12 protein-coding genes and 4 tRNA genes are annotated in these 14,929 nt (G+C 66.2%); 13 read left to right on the top strand and 3 right to left on the bottom strand.

The genetic code is table 11. The annotated features are described in order from the left end of the window. Positions 1 to 15: 15 nt before the first annotated feature. The 3 genes from NSQ78_RS04040 to NSQ78_RS04050 form a co-directional block, all read right to left on the bottom strand. Positions 16 to 1,209, bottom strand: coding sequence for an EAL domain-containing response regulator (locus tag NSQ78_RS04040; RefSeq protein WP_049464669.1), 1,194 nt, complete (start codon positions 1,207 to 1,209; stop codon positions 16 to 18). After that, positions 1,206 to 3,977 carry a response regulator gene (locus NSQ78_RS04045; RefSeq protein ID WP_064237722.1) on the bottom strand — a complete coding sequence of 924 codons (2,772 nt, stop codon included), beginning with the start codon at positions 3,975 to 3,977 and terminating at the stop codon, positions 1,206 to 1,208. The genes NSQ78_RS04040 and NSQ78_RS04045 overlap by 4 nt, the downstream gene beginning before the upstream one ends. A gap of 163 nt (positions 3,978 to 4,140) precedes the next feature. Next, positions 4,141 to 6,879 (bottom strand): TonB-dependent receptor, encoded by a 2,739-nt coding sequence (locus tag NSQ78_RS04050; protein ID WP_064237723.1) that lies wholly within the window; start codon positions 6,877 to 6,879, stop codon positions 4,141 to 4,143. Between the two features lie 170 nt (positions 6,880 to 7,049). On the opposite strand from NSQ78_RS04050, the gene NSQ78_RS04055 reads away from it, so the two are divergent. The 13 genes from NSQ78_RS04055 to rplL all read left to right on the top strand — a co-directional run bounded on the left by NSQ78_RS04055 (position 7,050) and on the right by rplL (position 14,824). After that, entirely contained in the window at positions 7,050 to 8,069 is a 1,020-nt protein-coding gene (locus NSQ78_RS04055) for a cyanophycinase (protein ID WP_064239613.1), read from the top strand. Positions 8,070 to 8,174: 105 nt separating this feature from the next. After that, a complete protein-coding gene (locus NSQ78_RS04060; RefSeq protein WP_049464674.1) occupies positions 8,175 to 9,191 on the top strand; it encodes an isoaspartyl peptidase/L-asparaginase in 1,017 nt (338 codons plus the stop codon). 137 nt (positions 9,192 to 9,328) lie between these two features. Further along, positions 9,329 to 9,414 (top strand) — tRNA-Tyr (locus NSQ78_RS04065). Positions 9,415 to 9,438: 24 nt separating this feature from the next. After that, positions 9,439 to 9,512: transfer RNA gene (locus tag NSQ78_RS04070), tRNA-Gly, on the top strand. Positions 9,513 to 9,561: 49 nt separating this feature from the next. Further along, positions 9,562 to 9,637: transfer RNA gene (locus tag NSQ78_RS04075), tRNA-Thr, on the top strand. A gap of 41 nt (positions 9,638 to 9,678) precedes the next feature. Next, positions 9,679 to 10,869: an elongation factor Tu gene (gene tuf, locus NSQ78_RS04080; protein ID WP_014036096.1), complete on the top strand. Its 1,191-nt coding sequence runs from the start codon at positions 9,679 to 9,681 to the stop codon at positions 10,867 to 10,869. 102 nt (positions 10,870 to 10,971) lie between these two features. Then, a tRNA-Trp gene (locus tag NSQ78_RS04085) sits at positions 10,972 to 11,047 on the top strand. A 49-nt stretch (positions 11,048 to 11,096) separates the two neighbouring features. After that, positions 11,097 to 11,510 carry a preprotein translocase subunit SecE gene (secE, locus tag NSQ78_RS04090; protein ID WP_014646044.1) on the top strand — a complete coding sequence of 138 codons (414 nt, stop codon included), beginning with the start codon at positions 11,097 to 11,099 and terminating at the stop codon, positions 11,508 to 11,510. A 10-nt stretch (positions 11,511 to 11,520) separates the two neighbouring features. Next, positions 11,521 to 12,081, top strand: a complete 561-nt coding sequence (gene nusG, locus NSQ78_RS04095) for a transcription termination/antitermination protein NusG (RefSeq protein WP_004154362.1) — start codon at positions 11,521 to 11,523, stop codon at positions 12,079 to 12,081. Positions 12,082 to 12,338: 257 nt separating this feature from the next. Further along, on the top strand, positions 12,339 to 12,767 hold the full coding sequence (gene rplK / locus NSQ78_RS04100) for a 50S ribosomal protein L11 (protein WP_004145248.1): 429 nt from the start codon (positions 12,339 to 12,341) through the stop codon (positions 12,765 to 12,767). 4 nt (positions 12,768 to 12,771) lie between these two features. After that, on the top strand, positions 12,772 to 13,470 hold the full coding sequence (rplA, locus tag NSQ78_RS04105) for a 50S ribosomal protein L1 (protein ID WP_014646045.1): 699 nt from the start codon (positions 12,772 to 12,774) through the stop codon (positions 13,468 to 13,470). 385 nt (positions 13,471 to 13,855) lie between these two features. Next, complete coding sequence (rplJ, locus tag NSQ78_RS04110) at positions 13,856 to 14,392, top strand: 50S ribosomal protein L10 (protein WP_010480377.1); 537 nt, start codon at positions 13,856 to 13,858, stop codon at positions 14,390 to 14,392. A gap of 63 nt (positions 14,393 to 14,455) precedes the next feature. Further along, positions 14,456 to 14,824, top strand: a complete 369-nt coding sequence (rplL, locus tag NSQ78_RS04115; protein WP_014646047.1) for a 50S ribosomal protein L7/L12 — start codon at positions 14,456 to 14,458, stop codon at positions 14,822 to 14,824. Positions 14,825 to 14,929 lie beyond the last annotated feature (105 nt).

A 14,929-nucleotide genomic window follows, 5' to 3' on the forward strand; every position in this document is an offset into this window, starting at 1 on the left:
GCGGCCCGCGGGCGGTCATCCACAGGGCGCTTCCTCGTCCAGCAGGCGGGTGAACTCGTCCGACGGCAGCGCCTGCGAGATCAGGAAGCCCTGCACCTGGCTGCATCCGAGCTGGCGCAGTGCGGCCAGGTCCGCATCACTTTCCACGCCTTCGGCCACGATGGTCAGGCCCAGTTGGTTGGCCAGTGCGATCACCGTCGACAGGGTCAGGTGCAGGGCAGGATCACGGGCGCAGCCGCTGACCAGCGCGCGGTCGATCTTGACCTCGGTGAAGGGGGTATTGACCAGATTGTGGACCGAGCTCAGGCCCTGCCCGAAATCATCCTGGGCCAGGCCGAAGCCTTTCATGCGCAGCCGGCAGGCCCCGGCATAGAAATCACTGACGTGCCGCGTGGTGCTGTTCTCCATCAGCTCGAAGCACAACTCACCGGGGCTGCCGCCGTGGGCCAGGGTCAGCGCCAGCAGTTCATCGGGCAGGTCCGACTGTTCCAGCAGATGAGGCGGCAGGTTGATCGATACCGGTACCCGGAAGCCCTGTTTGCGCCAGCGTGCCTGTGCGCTGATGCTGGCCTTGAGCATCATCCGCAGCAGCTCGCCCTCCAGCCCGTGGCGGCAGATCGCCGGCAGGAAGCTGCCAGCGGCCAGCGTGCCCAGCTGCGGATGGCGCCAGCGCACCAGGGCTTCGGCCGCCACCACCCGTCCGGACTGCAGCGATTTCTTCGGCTGGAACCAGGCCGTCAGGCTGCCGTCGGCCATGGCCTGGCGCAGTTGGGATGCGTCCGGTTCGGGCGCTGCCGGTGCGCGCGCGGGAACCTCGCCGGCGGCCGGGCGCGCCTGCGCCAGGGCCTCGAACAGGGCGTCCACGTCGGCCGCCGCCACCGGCTTGGGCAGCAGGCCGATCACATCCAGCCCCAGCGATTCGGCCATGAGCCGTGCCGAGGTCATCATCCGCCGCGGCGCCGCACTGACCACCGCAAGGCGCGGCGGACGCGGCTGGGCCGCAAGGGCCTGGATGAACTGGATGCCGTCCTGCCCGGGCATCAGCAGGTCACTGACCACCAGGTCGTAGGGCTGGCACGCACACAGCGCGATGGCCGCCTCGACGTCCTCGCAGGCATCGACCTGGACGTCGGCGCGGCTGCCGAACAGGTTGGCCAGGAAGCCACGCTGGAAGGCCTGGTCTTCCAGGATCAGGACACGCTGGGTCATGCGGGGTCTCCTTGGCGCAGGGCGGTGATTGCCTTGCGCAGGCGGGCGATGTCGATGGGTTTGCTCAGGTAGCCCTGCATGCCACTGGCCAGGCAGCGCTCGCGTTCCTCGGCGGTGGCATTGGCGGTGGCGCCGATCACCGGCACCAGGCTGCCGTCATCGCGCAGCTGGCGGGCCAGTGCGTGGCCGTCCATGCGCGGCATGTTGATGTCGGTCACCACCAGGTCGAAGCACTGATCGCGGCACCGCTGCAGGGCCTCCACGCCGTCCTGGGCCAGCTCCACCTCGCAGCCCAGGGTGCGCAGCTGCTCGGCCAGGATCACCCGGTTGATCGGATTGTCCTCGACGGCCAGCGCGCGCAGGCCCAGCGGCATCGGTGGCGCCAGGCGGGCGGGCTCCGGCTGCGCCGCACGTTGCCGCTGCACGTTGGCCAGCGCATTGCCGATCGCGGCCATGCCGTGCAGGGTCACCACCAGGCTGCCATCGGCCGCGACGATCGGCTGGTCACCGCCCTCGATCGACGCCACCACGCGCGGTCCTGTCCACGGCAGCGGCATCCCGGCTTCGCCATCGAGCAGGATCGCGCCATCATGGTCCAGCAACGCCGGGTCGCCCTGCAGGGGCTGTGCGTTGGCGCCCCAGCGACGAAGCCATCCACAGGCACTGTCGACCAGCTCGCGGTTGCGGCCGCGCACCAGGATCGGCGGCTCCGGCAGCAGCGCGGGCCCGTCTTCGGCGGCGGCCAGGACCGGCAGCGGCAGGCGGACGCTGAAGCTGCTGCCCAGGCCCGGCTCGCTCACCACCTGCAGTTCGCCGCTCATCAGGCGCACCAGGCGGTCGCTGATGGACAGGCCCAGTCCGGTGCCCTGCGCGCTGGCCGCACCGCGCACCTGCCGGAACGGTTCGAACAGGCGTGCCTGCTCCTCAGCGGGGATGCCGACGCCGGTGTCGGTGACCTGCCAGGCCAGCACGCTCGAATCACCTTCGCGCTGCACCTGGCGCACGCGCAACACCACCCGGCCATGCTCGGTGAACTTGATCGCGTTGCTGAGCAGGTTGGCCAGCACCTGGCGGATGCGGTCGGCATCACCGAGCACCCGCGTCGGCAGGCGCGGATCGGTGCAGACCAGGACCTGCAGGCCCTTGCAGGTGGCCGACGCGGCGAAGCTGCGCAGCACGCTCTCGGTCAGTTCGCGCGGCGAGAACGCCGCCGGTTCCAGGCTGAGCTGTCCTGATTCGATCTTGGAAACATCCAGCACGTCGCTGATCAACTGCAGCAGGACCGATGAAGAGCTCTCGATGGTGCGCAGGTACTGCGACTGCCGGGCATCCAGTTCGGTATGCCCCAGCAGTTCCAGCGTGCCCAGCACGCCGTACAGCGGGGTGCGGATCTCATGGCTCATGGTGGCCAGGAACGCGCTCTTGGCCTGGTTGGCCGCATCGGCGGCCTGGCGCGCCGACGACAACGCGGCCTGGGCCTGGCGGTGCCGGGAAATATCATGGAAGACGCACAGCAGCACGTCGTCGCCCTGGTAGCGGCAGGCCGCGTGCAGCACCTGCAGCTGGCGCCCGTCGCGGGTGGTGAACTCCAGCCCACGCCCGCGTTCGCCGGCGTGCCCGCGCCACGGAGCCTGCCAGTCGCTGTGCTCGCCTTCTTCGCCCAGCCAGTCGCGCAGCAGCTGGTTGGACAGCAGCAGCGCGCGGTCGTCGCGGCGCAGCACGCAGATGCCGACCGGTGCCATGTCGATAACCGTCGAACTGAAATCCAGGTTCTCCAGCAACCGGCGGTGCTGCTGCAGGGCCGGCTGGATCAACTGGCGGTCCACGCGATGCTGCAGCAGGTACAGCGCGACGCCGGCCAGCAGCAGCAACAGGAGGCAGACCAGCAGAGGCGCGGCCAGGTCGCTCAGCAGCAGTGGCGGCGGCAGGTGGTAGACCAGCCGCCAGCCATCGGTACCGACGCCCTTGACCAGCGCCACGCCACGCGGCAGACCGCCGCTCCACAACGTGCCGAAGCTGTCGTTCTGGCGCTGTTGAAGGGTCGTCCAGCCCGCGCGGTCCAGCCGCGGCGCCTGGCTGGACAGTGCGGGCTGTCCAGCACGGTCCAGCAGCGCGTAACCGCCGATGCCCTGGCCATCGATCATCTCCGCCGCTGCATCGGCATCAAGCAGCAGTACCAGCCACTGCGCCGGCTGCGGGCCGGCCTGCACCGGCCTTGCCAGTGCGACGCCACGCTCACCCGGGCGCAGCCAGTACACCGGGTCCGCGCCCTCCAGGCTGCCGTTGCGCGCCTGCAGTGCACGCAGTGACGGCAGGCGCGCCAGGTCGACGTCGACCGCGTCGCCGGCCAGCCAATGCGCACCTCGCGCATCGACCAGCAGCAGGTGCGTCTGCAGCGCCTGCAGCGTGTGCTCGGCGCGTGCCGACAACAGCAGTCGCTGGCCCGGCTGGCCGCCGGGTCCATCCAGCGCCACCTGGCGCATGCCTTCGCTGTCCGCAGCGGGCGCATCCGGGCGGCCGGCCAGCACCGAATCGCCCAGGTACCGCAGCAGGGCTTCGCGCTGGTCGAAATAGATCTGGGCCTTGTAGGCGGCGGCATTCATCTCGCGGCGATGGGTCGAGATGTCCTCGGTGAACGCCGTGAGCAGGTAGAAGCCGGCCGCCGCAGCCAGGCAGAGGAAGACGCACACGGTCAGGCAGCGCAACAGCACCGACGCGGTGGCCGATGGCACGGTCTGCTGCAGCGAAGGGCGGGGAAAGCGGAACATGCAACGATGCTAGGGAGCGGCGCGGAAGGCGCGGAATCAGCCGTTTCCTAAAATCCCCTGCGGCCGGGCCAGGCTGAAGCACACGCGCAGGTGCCGTTCAGGTGGCGGAAAAAAAGAACCCCCGCCGGAGCGGGGGTCTTCTGTGTCTGCGCTGGCCGGGCGCTTACAGAGCGCTGCCACCGAACTTGTGGGTGTACTGCAGGTTGATCGTGCGCCCCACGCTGTCGAACCAGGACACGTCGTAGTACGGGTATGCAGTGTAGGTACGGTCCTTCGGCGGCATCTTGTTGAACACATTGACCACCGACAGCGACAGGCGCGAATGGTCGTCGACGCGGTACTGCAGCGATGCGTTGTAGCGGTAGGTTGCCTTCACGTACGGGCTGTCACCGCTGTCCCAGTCGAACACCTGGTCGTAGCTGTCCGAGGTCGGCAGCTTGCCCAGGCGAGAACCGTACACCGTTGCCGACCACGCCTCCTTCTCCCAGGTCACGCTCAGGCCGGTCTTGGTGCGCGGAATGTCGAAGCCGCTGTTGACTGCGAACTGGTCTTCGCTGCGGTCGCCCGGGTAGCGCTGGAAGTCATGCTTCTTCACCCAGGTGTGGGTGCCGTTGAAGATGAAATCGCCGATCCCTGTCTGCAGGCGGTAGCGCAGGCCGACGTCGATGCCGGAGGTGGACTCGCGGGCGACGTTGATCGGCTCCACGCGCACGCCATACAGGCGCCCGTCGTTGCTGCGGGTGATGCGGGCAATCGCGTCCACGCAGGTCGGCGAGGTGACGTCGGCGCTGCCCAGGCGGCAGTTCGCTTCGTTGGCCAGGATCGTGCGCACATCCATGTCCTGCACCTGGTTGCGCATGTCGATGTCGAACCAGTCCACTGACAGGTCCAGGCCGATCGCCGGCGACCAGACCACGCCGGCGCTCCACGAGGTGCTGGTTTCCGGGTCGAGCTGGCGGTTGCCGGTGCGGCTGCGGATCAGGTTGCGCTCGTAGTCGGCACAGTCGCTGGCACCGTCGGCGCGGCAGCTGTACAGGTCTTCGGCGCTGGTCTCGTCGTTGCCCGGGCCGGCGAATACATAGTGCAGGTCAGGCGCACGGAACGCGGTGCCATACGAACCGCGCACCAGCAGCGTGTCGATCGGGCGCCATTCCAGGCCGCCGCTCCAGGTGGCCTTGCCGATGGTGTGACCGGAATAGCGGTACTGGTCGTAGCGGCCGGCCACGCTCAGGTTGACCGTCTCGTGCAGCGGCATGCGCAGCTCCGCAGCGGTCGCCCAGCGGTTGCGCGAACCGTTGCCGTCCGAATCCTTCCAGCTGTAGTAGTAGTACTCGGTCGCCAGCGGATCGGGATTCAGCGAGTAGGCCTGCTGGCCCACTTCCACGGTCGCGGCAAACCCGGCGTCGCCACCGGGCAGGGCGAACAGGGCCGAATTGGTCAGGGTGAAGGCGGCGGTCTCCGTGCGCGACTTCGGGGTGTAGGTGGTACGCGCGGCGATCGCGTCGTACTCGGCGCGGGTCAGTGGTCGGTACAGGCGCGACGGGTCGGCGTTGTAGATCGGGAAACCGTCGTCATCCACGCCCAGCTGCGGGCCGAGGAACAGGTCATTGGCCTTGGCGGCAATGATCTGTGCCCAGCTGATCCGCGACTGGTACTGCGAATGGCTCAATGCCGCTTCGTAATCCCAGTTGCCGGCCAGGTTGCCCTTGAAGCCAGTGGTCACGCTGAAGGTCTTCTGCGTGCTGCGCACCATGGCATTGCGCAGGCCACCCATTTCCTCGGGGGAGAACTGGCGCTGCCAGAACTCGATCTCGCCGGTGGCTTCGTTGTTGAAGTAGCCCGACTCGTCGCCGTTGGCGTCCATGCGGCCCCACTTGGTGACGTCGCGCATCAGCGACAGCGTGTGGTAGCCCAGCTGCAGGTCGGCGAACCACTGCTGGCCATTGTCGAAGTCGTAGCTCAGCGACGCGTAGCCGTTGGCGCCCCGGCGCTTGCTGAGGACGGTGCCATAGCCGATCGAGCTGTCGCTGCCGCAGTAGTAGCCGTACTTCGGGCGATAGGTGCGATAGGTGCTGCCCTGGTTCTGGCCGGACAGCGCTTCGCAGGTGGCCGCGCCCGGGTCCAGGTAGTCATCGTTGTAGTCGGTGCGCAGGTAGGCACGGCGCGCGATGCGCGAGCCCTCGGTGGGACCGTCCTGGGTCGAGTCCTGGATCTCACGCTCATAGGCCCACAGCGGGGTCTGCGACTGCAGTTCGACGCTGTATACGGCGTTGAAATTGCCACGGCTGAAACCGCTGGCCAGGCTCATGTCGAACGACTCACCGCCGCCTTCGGTGGTGGTGCCCATGCGCATGTCGACGGTGGTGCCATCGGCCTTTTTCTTCAGGATGAAGTTGACCACGCCGGCGATCGCGTCCGAGCCGTAGATGGCCGACGCGCTGCCGGTCAGCACTTCGATGCGCTCGATCATTCCTAGCGGGATGTTGGAGACATCGGTGAAGTTGCTGCGGCCCTTGAACGGCATCGGGAAGTCGGCGATGCGGCGGCCATTGACCAGCACCAGCGTATGGTTCGGGCCCAGGCCGCGCAGGTCCACCTGCTGCGCGCCCGGCGAGAAGTCGGCGCCACTGGAAGACTGCGGGCTCTGCGTCTCACCGCCGTTCTGGGTCATTGCACGCAGCACGTCCGGCACGCTGGTGAAACCGCTGGAGCGGATCTGCTCGGCGTTGATCACCGTGATCGGGGCCGGGCCTTCCACCTGGGCGCGCGGAATGCGCGAGCCGGTGACCTGCACCGCGTCCAGTTGTTGAACCGAAGAGGAAGCCGGTGCCTGGGCCGCCGCGGAAGCAGCCACGCCCATCAACGCCAGCTGGATCGACCACGCCATCGCCTGTCTACGCATGAGGAATTCTCAAAAATGATGCCGGCCCGCAGAGGAGGGGCCCTGTCCCCCATTCATATTTCTGGAATGGGCGCGCGCATTTAACGCCTTTTTCATGTCCTTGACTACCGGGTGTCTATCTGGCAAAGAGTGAAAACGCTTGCAAGTCGATTTTGTTCAGGGAGATCAAGATGCGACCCCTCTGCAGTCTCCGGCGCGGTGCCTTCCTCTGGCTGCTGTCGCTGGTCCTGGCCTGGCCGTCCGCGAGCCCTGCCCAGGACCTGCAGGGACCGGGCTTCGCCTACTACGAAGTGGGTGACCTGGAGGCGCCGAGACCCGGTCCGCGCGTACCGGCGATGATGCTGATGGGCGGTGGCGAATGGGTGCCCGAGGCCTTCCAGTGGTGGCTGAAGCAGGCCGGCCATGGCCGCGTGCTGATCCTGCGGGCCTCCGGCAAGGACGAGCTGCAGGACCGTCTCTATCACCAGATCGGCGGCACCACCGCCGTGCAGACCCTGGTCTTCGACAGCCGTCGCGGCGCCGACGATCCGGCGGTGCTGCGGGTGGTGGCTGCAGCCGATGCGATCTTCATTGCCGGCGGCGACCAGTCGCGCTACATCCGCTTCTGGAAGGGCACCGCGCTCAACCGCGCGCTCAACGCGCATGTGCGCGCCGGCAAGCCGATCGCCGGTACCAGCGCCGGGCTCGCCATCCTGGGCGGCTATGCCTACGGCGCGATGGACGGCGGCAGCATCACCTCCGCCGGCGCCCTGGCCGACCCGATGGGCCGCGCGGTGACCCTCGACAGCGGCTTCCTGCAGATGCCCTACCTGCAGCGCGTGGTCACCGACACCCATTTCGACAAACGCGACCGGCTCGGACGCCTCATCGTGTTCGTGGCCCGTGCCGCGCTGGAGAGCGGCGACCCCGGCATCGTCGGCATCGGCGTCGACGAGGACACCGCCCTGTGCGTAGAGCCCGATGGCCAGGCACAGGTCTACAGCGCCGGCGGCCAGGGCCGGGTCTGGGTGGTAAACCCCGGCCGCGGCGCCGATCGTCTGGTCGAGGGCGAACCCCTGCGCTTCCATGCCGTACCGGTAACGGTGGTCGCCAGTGGCAGCCGCATGCGGCTGGACGACGTCCAGGCCGAGGCCGATTTCCAGGCCGTGGCCGACATCAGCGACGGCGAGATTGAGTTCACGCTTCGGTAGTGCCGGCCGCTGGCCGGCAACTCACCTTCCCCGATGCGCCCCGTGCCGGCCAGCGGCCGGCGCTACCCTGCAATCCATTCCCTCGTCCTGCTGGAGATGTACCCGATGAAACTGCGTCTGGCCCTGTGTGCGCTGCTGTCCCTGCCGTTGCTGGCCCAGGCCGCCCCGGCGGTCTCGCCGCTGCTGGTCATCCACGGCGGCGCCGGCGTCGAGCGCAGGGACCTGTCGCCGGCCGAAGAGAAGGCCGCGCGCGATGCGTTGCGCGCTGCGCTGCTGAAGGGGCATGCCGAACTGGCGGCCGGTCGCCCGGCGCTGGCCGCCGTCACCGCAGCGATCACGGTGCTGGAAGACGATCCGACCTTCAACGCCGGCAAGGGCGCGGTGTTCACCCATGACGGCCACAACGAGCTGGACGCCGCCGTGATGGACGGCGCCACCCAGGCCGCAGGCGCGGTGGCCGGCGTGCAGCGGGTGCGCAACCCGATCCTGCTGGCTCAGACCGTGATGCAGAAATCCAGGCACGTGATGATGGTCGGGCAGGGCGCCGAAACCTTCGCGGCCGAGCAGGGCATTGCCCTGGTGGATCCCTCCTACTTCCGCACGGAGAAGCGCTGGCAGCAGCTGCAGCGCGCACTGAAGGAAGAGGCCAGCGGCCAGGCCCATGCCGACCTGGAGACCGCAAGGCACTTCGGCACCGTGGGCGCGGTCGCGCTGGACGCGCAGGGGCACCTGGCCGCCGGCACGTCCACCGGCGGCATGACCAACAAGCGCTACGGTCGCGTGGGTGACTCGCCGATCATCGGCGCCGGTACCTGGGCCGACGCGCGCTGTGCGGTGTCGGGCACCGGCTGGGGCGAGTACTACATCCGCACCGCGGCCGCGCACGAGATCTGCGCGCGCATGCGCTACCAGGGGCAGACGCCGGAGCAGGCCGGCAAGGGCGTCATCAACCAGGCGATTCCGCAGATGGGCGGCGACGGCGGCGCGATCGTGCTCGGCGCCGATGGAAAAATGGCCGCGCCGTTCAACACCCAGGGCATGTATCGGGGCTGGATCGGCGCCGACGGCGTTCCCCATGTCGCAATTTTCGCCAGCGAAGCACTGCCGGCTCCCGGGCAATAACCTTGCGTATCAATGGGTTTGCGACGACGTGTGAAAAAGATGGAAAAAAGCGTTGACAGCCCCTCGTCCCATCAGCAGAATAAGCGGCTCACCACCACACACCGCAACGCTTCGGCGGCAACGGGACGGGGTGGTAAGGAGGGATACCCAAGCGGCCAACGGGGGCAGACTGTAAATCTGCTGGCTTACGCCTTCGGTGGTTCGAATCCACCTCCCTCCACCAGTTTCACGTTGTGACATTCCCGGCGCGGGAGTAGTTCAATGGTAGAACCTCAGCCTTCCAAGCTGATGGTGCGGGTTCGATTCCCGTCTCCCGCTCCATTGAATGAACTTTGAATAGTATCGAGTTCATGTCATAATGCAAAACTCGGCTCACGTAGCTCAGTCGGTAGAGCACTTCCTTGGTAAGGAAGAGGTCGAAGGTTCGATTCCTTTCGTGAGCACCATCTTAAGCATCACCTCTCAGACGAATTCGAGATAAGCAGCCATGGCCAAGGGTAAGTTCGAGCGCACCAAGCCGCACGTCAACGTCGGCACCATCGGTCACGTCGACCACGGCAAGACCACGCTGACCGCCGCACTGACCAAGATCGGTGCCGAGCGCTTCGGTGGCGAGTTCAAGGATTACTCCTCGATCGACGCCGCGCCGGAAGAAAAGGCTCGTGGTATCACGATCTCGACCGCGCACGTCGAATACGAATCCCCGATCCGTCACTACGCCCACGTTGACTGCCCGGGCCACGCTGACTACGTCAAGAACATGATCACCGGTGCCGCCCAGATGGACGGCGCGATCCTGGTGTGCTCGGCCGCTGACGGTCCGATGCCGCAGACCCGTGAGCACATCCTGCTGTCGCGCCAGGTCGGCGTGCCGTACATCGTCGTGTTCCTGAACAAGGCCGACATGGTCGACGACGCCGAGCTGCTCGAGCTGGTCGAGATGGAAGTGCGCGAACTGCTGAGCAAGTACGAGTTCCCGGGCGACGACACCCCGATCATCGCCGGTTCGGCCCGCCTGGCGCTGGAAGGCGACCAGAGCGACATCGGCGTGCCGGCCATCCTGAAGCTGGTCGACGCGCTGGACAGCTGGATTCCGGAGCCGGAGCGTGCGATCGACAAGCCGTTCCTGATGCCGGTGGAAGACGTGTTCTCGATCTCGGGCCGCGGCACCGTGGTGACCGGTCGTATCGAGCGCGGCGTGATCAAGGTTGGCGACGAAATCGAAATCGTCGGCATCCGTCCGGTGCAGAAGACCACCGTGACCGGCGTTGAAATGTTCCGCAAGCTGCTGGACCAGGGTCAGGCAGGCGACAACGCTGGCCTGCTGCTGCGCGGCACCAAGCGTGACGACGTCGAGCGTGGCCAGGTGCTGGCCAAGCCGGGCACGATCAAGCCGCACACCAAGTTCGAAGGCGAAGTGTACGTCCTGTCGAAGGACGAGGGCGGCCGCCACACCCCGTTCTTCAACGGCTACCGTCCGCAGTTCTACTTCCGCACCACCGACATCACCGGCGCCGCTGCACTGCCGGAAGGCGTCGAAATGGTGATGCCGGGTGACAACGTCAAGATGGTCGTCACCCTGATCAACCCGGTGGCCATGGACGAAGGCCTGCGCTTCGCCATCCGCGAAGGCGGCCGTACCGTCGGCGCCGGCGTGGTCTCGAAGATCATCGAGTAAGCCTGCAGTACCGGTGGTTGCATAGCGCCGCCGGTTACGCGAATGGCGGGCCGGGAACCTCGGTCCGCCTTCGCCGTCTAAGGGAAGGCAAGTTTTCAACGTACGCCAGTAGCTCAATTGGCAGAGCAGCGGTCTCCAAAACCGCAGGTTGGGGGTTCGAGTCCCTCCTGGCGTGCCATCTGCCCACCTTACCCAGCGGCCTGCGCCGCTAAAGCAGACACAGCCGGATGAATAGCAAGATCGAACACTCCAAGGACAACTCCGCCAATGGTGGAGATATCGTCAAGTATGTCGCCGCATCGTTGCTGGTGCTGGCCGGTCTGTTCGTCTGGTTCTGGTTCTCCGCCGACTCCGGTCGCGCCGCCCAGCTGGGTGCGTGGGCGGGTCAGGTGCGTGCGTTGGCGGTCGTGGTCGGTCTGGTTGGCGGTATCGGCGTGTTCATGCTGACCGGCAAGGGGCGCGACACCCGCGAATTCCTCTCCGAGTCGCGCTTCGAACTGCGCAAGGTGGTCTGGCCGACGCGCCAGGAAGCCATCCGCATGACCTGGGTCGTGATCGTCGTGGTGCTCATCCTCAGCCTGCTGCTGGGTGGCTTCGACTTCCTGATCCAGAAACTGACTCAGTGGTTCCTGAGCCGCTAAGGAGAATTGCATGAAGCGTTGGTACGTCGTTCACGCCTATTCGGGCTTCGAGAAGTCGGTGGCGCAGGCCCTGCGCGATCGCATCGTCCGTGACGGCATGGAAGAGCGCTTCGGCGACGTCCTGGTTCCGACCGAAGAAGTGGTCGAGATGCGCGCTGGCCAGAAGCGCCGCTCCGAGCGCAAGTTCTTCCCGGGCTATGTGCTGGTCCAGATCGAGACTCACGAAGAAGCCGGCATTCCGCGCATAGACAACGAAAGCTGGCATCTGGTCAAGGAAACCCCGCGCGTGATGGGCTTCATCGGCGGTACCGCTGATCGCCCGCTGCCGATCGCCGATTCCGAGGCCGAGGCCATCCTGAACCGCGTTCAGGAAGGTGTCGAGAAGCCGCGTCCCAAGGTGCTGTTCGAGCCGGGCCAGATGGTCCGTGTCACCGACGGCCCGTTCAACGATTTCAACGGCGTCGTCGAAGAGGTCAACTACGAGAAGAGCCGTCTGCGCGTCTCGGTGCTGATCTTCGGCCGTGCCACGCCGGTCGAACTCGAGTTCGGCCAGGTCGAAAAGGCCGTCTGACCTGTCTGTCGCGTCGAGCCACACTCGACGCCGGACCAGAAACCGGGCGGCGCCCGGTTTCGTTCGTTTAGATGCCGCTTCAGGCATGTGAAGAAAAAACCTGTTATAGTGCGCGGCTCCCCGCTGGGAAGCCAGCAGGACGAGGCCGCCGAAAGGTGGCCTTCGGCATGATTTCAAAACGCGATGCCGGGACGCGTGATTCCCGGTCCGATGGGGAGCCTGTTGTCGAAAGGCGCTAGCACCCGGAGAGCACTCACATGGCAAAGAAAGTTGTCGGTTACATCAAGCTGCAGGTGAAGGCCGGTCAGGCCAACCCCTCGCCGCCGGTCGGTCCCGCGCTGGGTCAGCGTGGTCTGAACATCATGGAATTCTGCAAGGCGTTCAACGCTGCCACGCAGAAGCTCGAGCCGGGTCTGCCGGTTCCGGTGATCATCACGGCCTACTCGGACCGTACGTTCACCTTCATCACCAAGAGCACCCCGGCCACCACCCTGCTGAAGAAGGCTGCTGGCATCTCGTCGGGCTCCAAGCGCCCGAACACCGAGAAGGTCGGCAAGGTCACCCGTAAGCAGCTGGAAGAGATCGCCAAGGCGAAGGAACCGGATCTGACTGCCGCCGACCTGGACGCCGCCGTGCGTACCATCGCTGGCTCTGCCCGTTCCATGGGCCTCGTGGTGGAGGGTTAATAAGATGGCACAGACCAAGCGTGAGAAGGCCATCAAGGCCGCCGTCGTTCCGGGCAAGGCATATGCCTTCGAGGACGCGATCAACATCCTGAAGACCGCCACCAAGGCCAAGTTCGTCGAGTCGATCGACGTTGCCGTGCGCCTGGGCGTCGATGCGAAGAAGTCCGACCAGCAGGTCCGTGGCTCCACCGTGCTGCCGGCCGGTACCGGCAAGTCGGTCCGCGTCGCCGTGTTCGCTCCGGCCGGTGCCAAGGCTGACGAAGCCCTGGCCGCTGGCGCCGAAGCCGTCGGTATGGACGATCTGGCCGAGAAGATGCAGGCCGGCGATCTGAACTACGACGTCGTCATCGCGACCCCGGACGCCATGCGCGTCGTCGGCAAGCTGGGCACCGTGCTGGGCCCGCGCGGCCTGATGCCGAACCCGAAGGTCGGCACCGTTTCCCCGAACCCGGGTGAAGCCGTGAAGAACGCCAAGTCGGGCCAGGTCCGTTACCGCACCGACAAGGCCGGCATCATCCACTGCACCATCGGCAAGGCCGACTTCGCCGAAGACGCGCTGAAGTCGAACCTGACCGCGCTGCTGCTGGACCTGATCAAGGCCAAGCCGGCCACCTCGAAGGGCACCTACCTGCAGAAGGTTTCGGTCAGCTCGACGATGGGCCCGGGCGTCACCGTCGACCAGTCGTCGCTGACCCTGAAGTAATCGTTTCAAGCGGTCACGGCATTTCGGTGCCGTGACCGTGACATTTGAAGGCATCGCTGGCAGTGCATCGCCCGCGGTAGCCGTCAAAGACCGCAGGCGCGGTCGTGGCAATACCGGCGACGGGCAGGGAGGCTCGATCTGGCAAGGAGTCGCCGCCGGAGCAGTCATGAACGCTTAATCGATTCCCCGGAATCACCCTGCGTAGATGGTGCCCTTCTGGAGTTTTTCTGGTTCACGCACGTCTGGGTTTCCCAGGTTGGCCCACTCCAGGTCTAGAACGGCCCACCCCCGGAACATCATCCCGATGTTCCCGGCGTCCAGGACGGATGCCGCACAGGACCGCACACGGCAGGAGCCGTAAGCGGAGTTCAATAGGAGGAGTGCAATGGCTCTCAATCTGTCCCAGAAGCAAGAAGTAGTCGCCGAGCTGGCAGACGTCGCCGCCAAGGCCCACTCCTTGATCGCAGCCGAATACGCTGGCACCACGGTCGCCCAGATGACCGCGATGCGCAAGCAGGCTCGTGAAACCGGTGTTTTCTTGAAGGTTGTCAAGAACACCCTGGCTTCGCGCGCCGTTGAAGGCACCGAGTTCGCAGTCGCCCAGGACCAGATGGTTGGTCCGCTGCTGTACGCGTTCTCGCTCGAGGAGCCCGGCGCTGCCGGTCGCCTGATCAAGGAAGCCGCCAAGGGCAACGACAAGCTGAAGGCTAAGGTCGTCGCCATCGGTGGCGAAGTGTTCCCGGCAAGCCACGTCGAAGTGCTGGCCTCGCTGCCGACCCGCGACCAGGCCCTGGCCATGCTGGCCCGCGTCCTGACCGAGCCGGTCACGATGTTCGCCCGCGCCATCAAGGCCGTTGGCGAGAAGCAGGGTGGTGGCGATGTCGCCGCCGACGCTGCCGAGCCGGCCGCCGAGACCGCCTGAGTTTCGACTTACCGTGGTTCCTGACGGAACCTCAACCCAGAAAATCATCCAAAGGTATTTATCATGTCCCTTACCAACGAACAGATCGTCGACGCCATCGCCGAGAAGTCCCTGATGGAAGTGATGGAGCTGGTCAAGGCCATCGAAGAGAAGTTCGGCGTCTCCGCCGCTGCTCCGGTTGCCGTGGCTGCTGCCGCTGGCCCGGCTGCTGCTGTTGAAGAGCAGACCGAATTCACCGTCACCCTGAAGACCGCCGGCGAGAAGAAGGTCGAGGTCATCAAGGCCGTCCGCGCCATCACCGGCCTGGGCCTGAAGGAAGCGAAGGACCTGGCCGAAGCCGGTGGCGTCCTGAAGGAAGGCGCTTCGAAGGAAGACGCCGAGAAGATGAAGAAGGACCTGGAAGCTGCTGGCGCGACTGTCGAAGTCAAGTAAGCAGTTCCCTTGCATCGTCATCGATTCGCGGCGATGCAGCCAAGGCTGGGGGCGTAAGCCCCCGGCCTTTGGTCGTTGTTGCGGTGGTGTAGAGTCGACGGTTGG

The organism is Stenotrophomonas sp. FSL W7-1447 (assembly GCF_037966425.1).
GTDB lineage: Bacteria > Pseudomonadota > Gammaproteobacteria > Xanthomonadales > Xanthomonadaceae > Stenotrophomonas > Stenotrophomonas pavanii.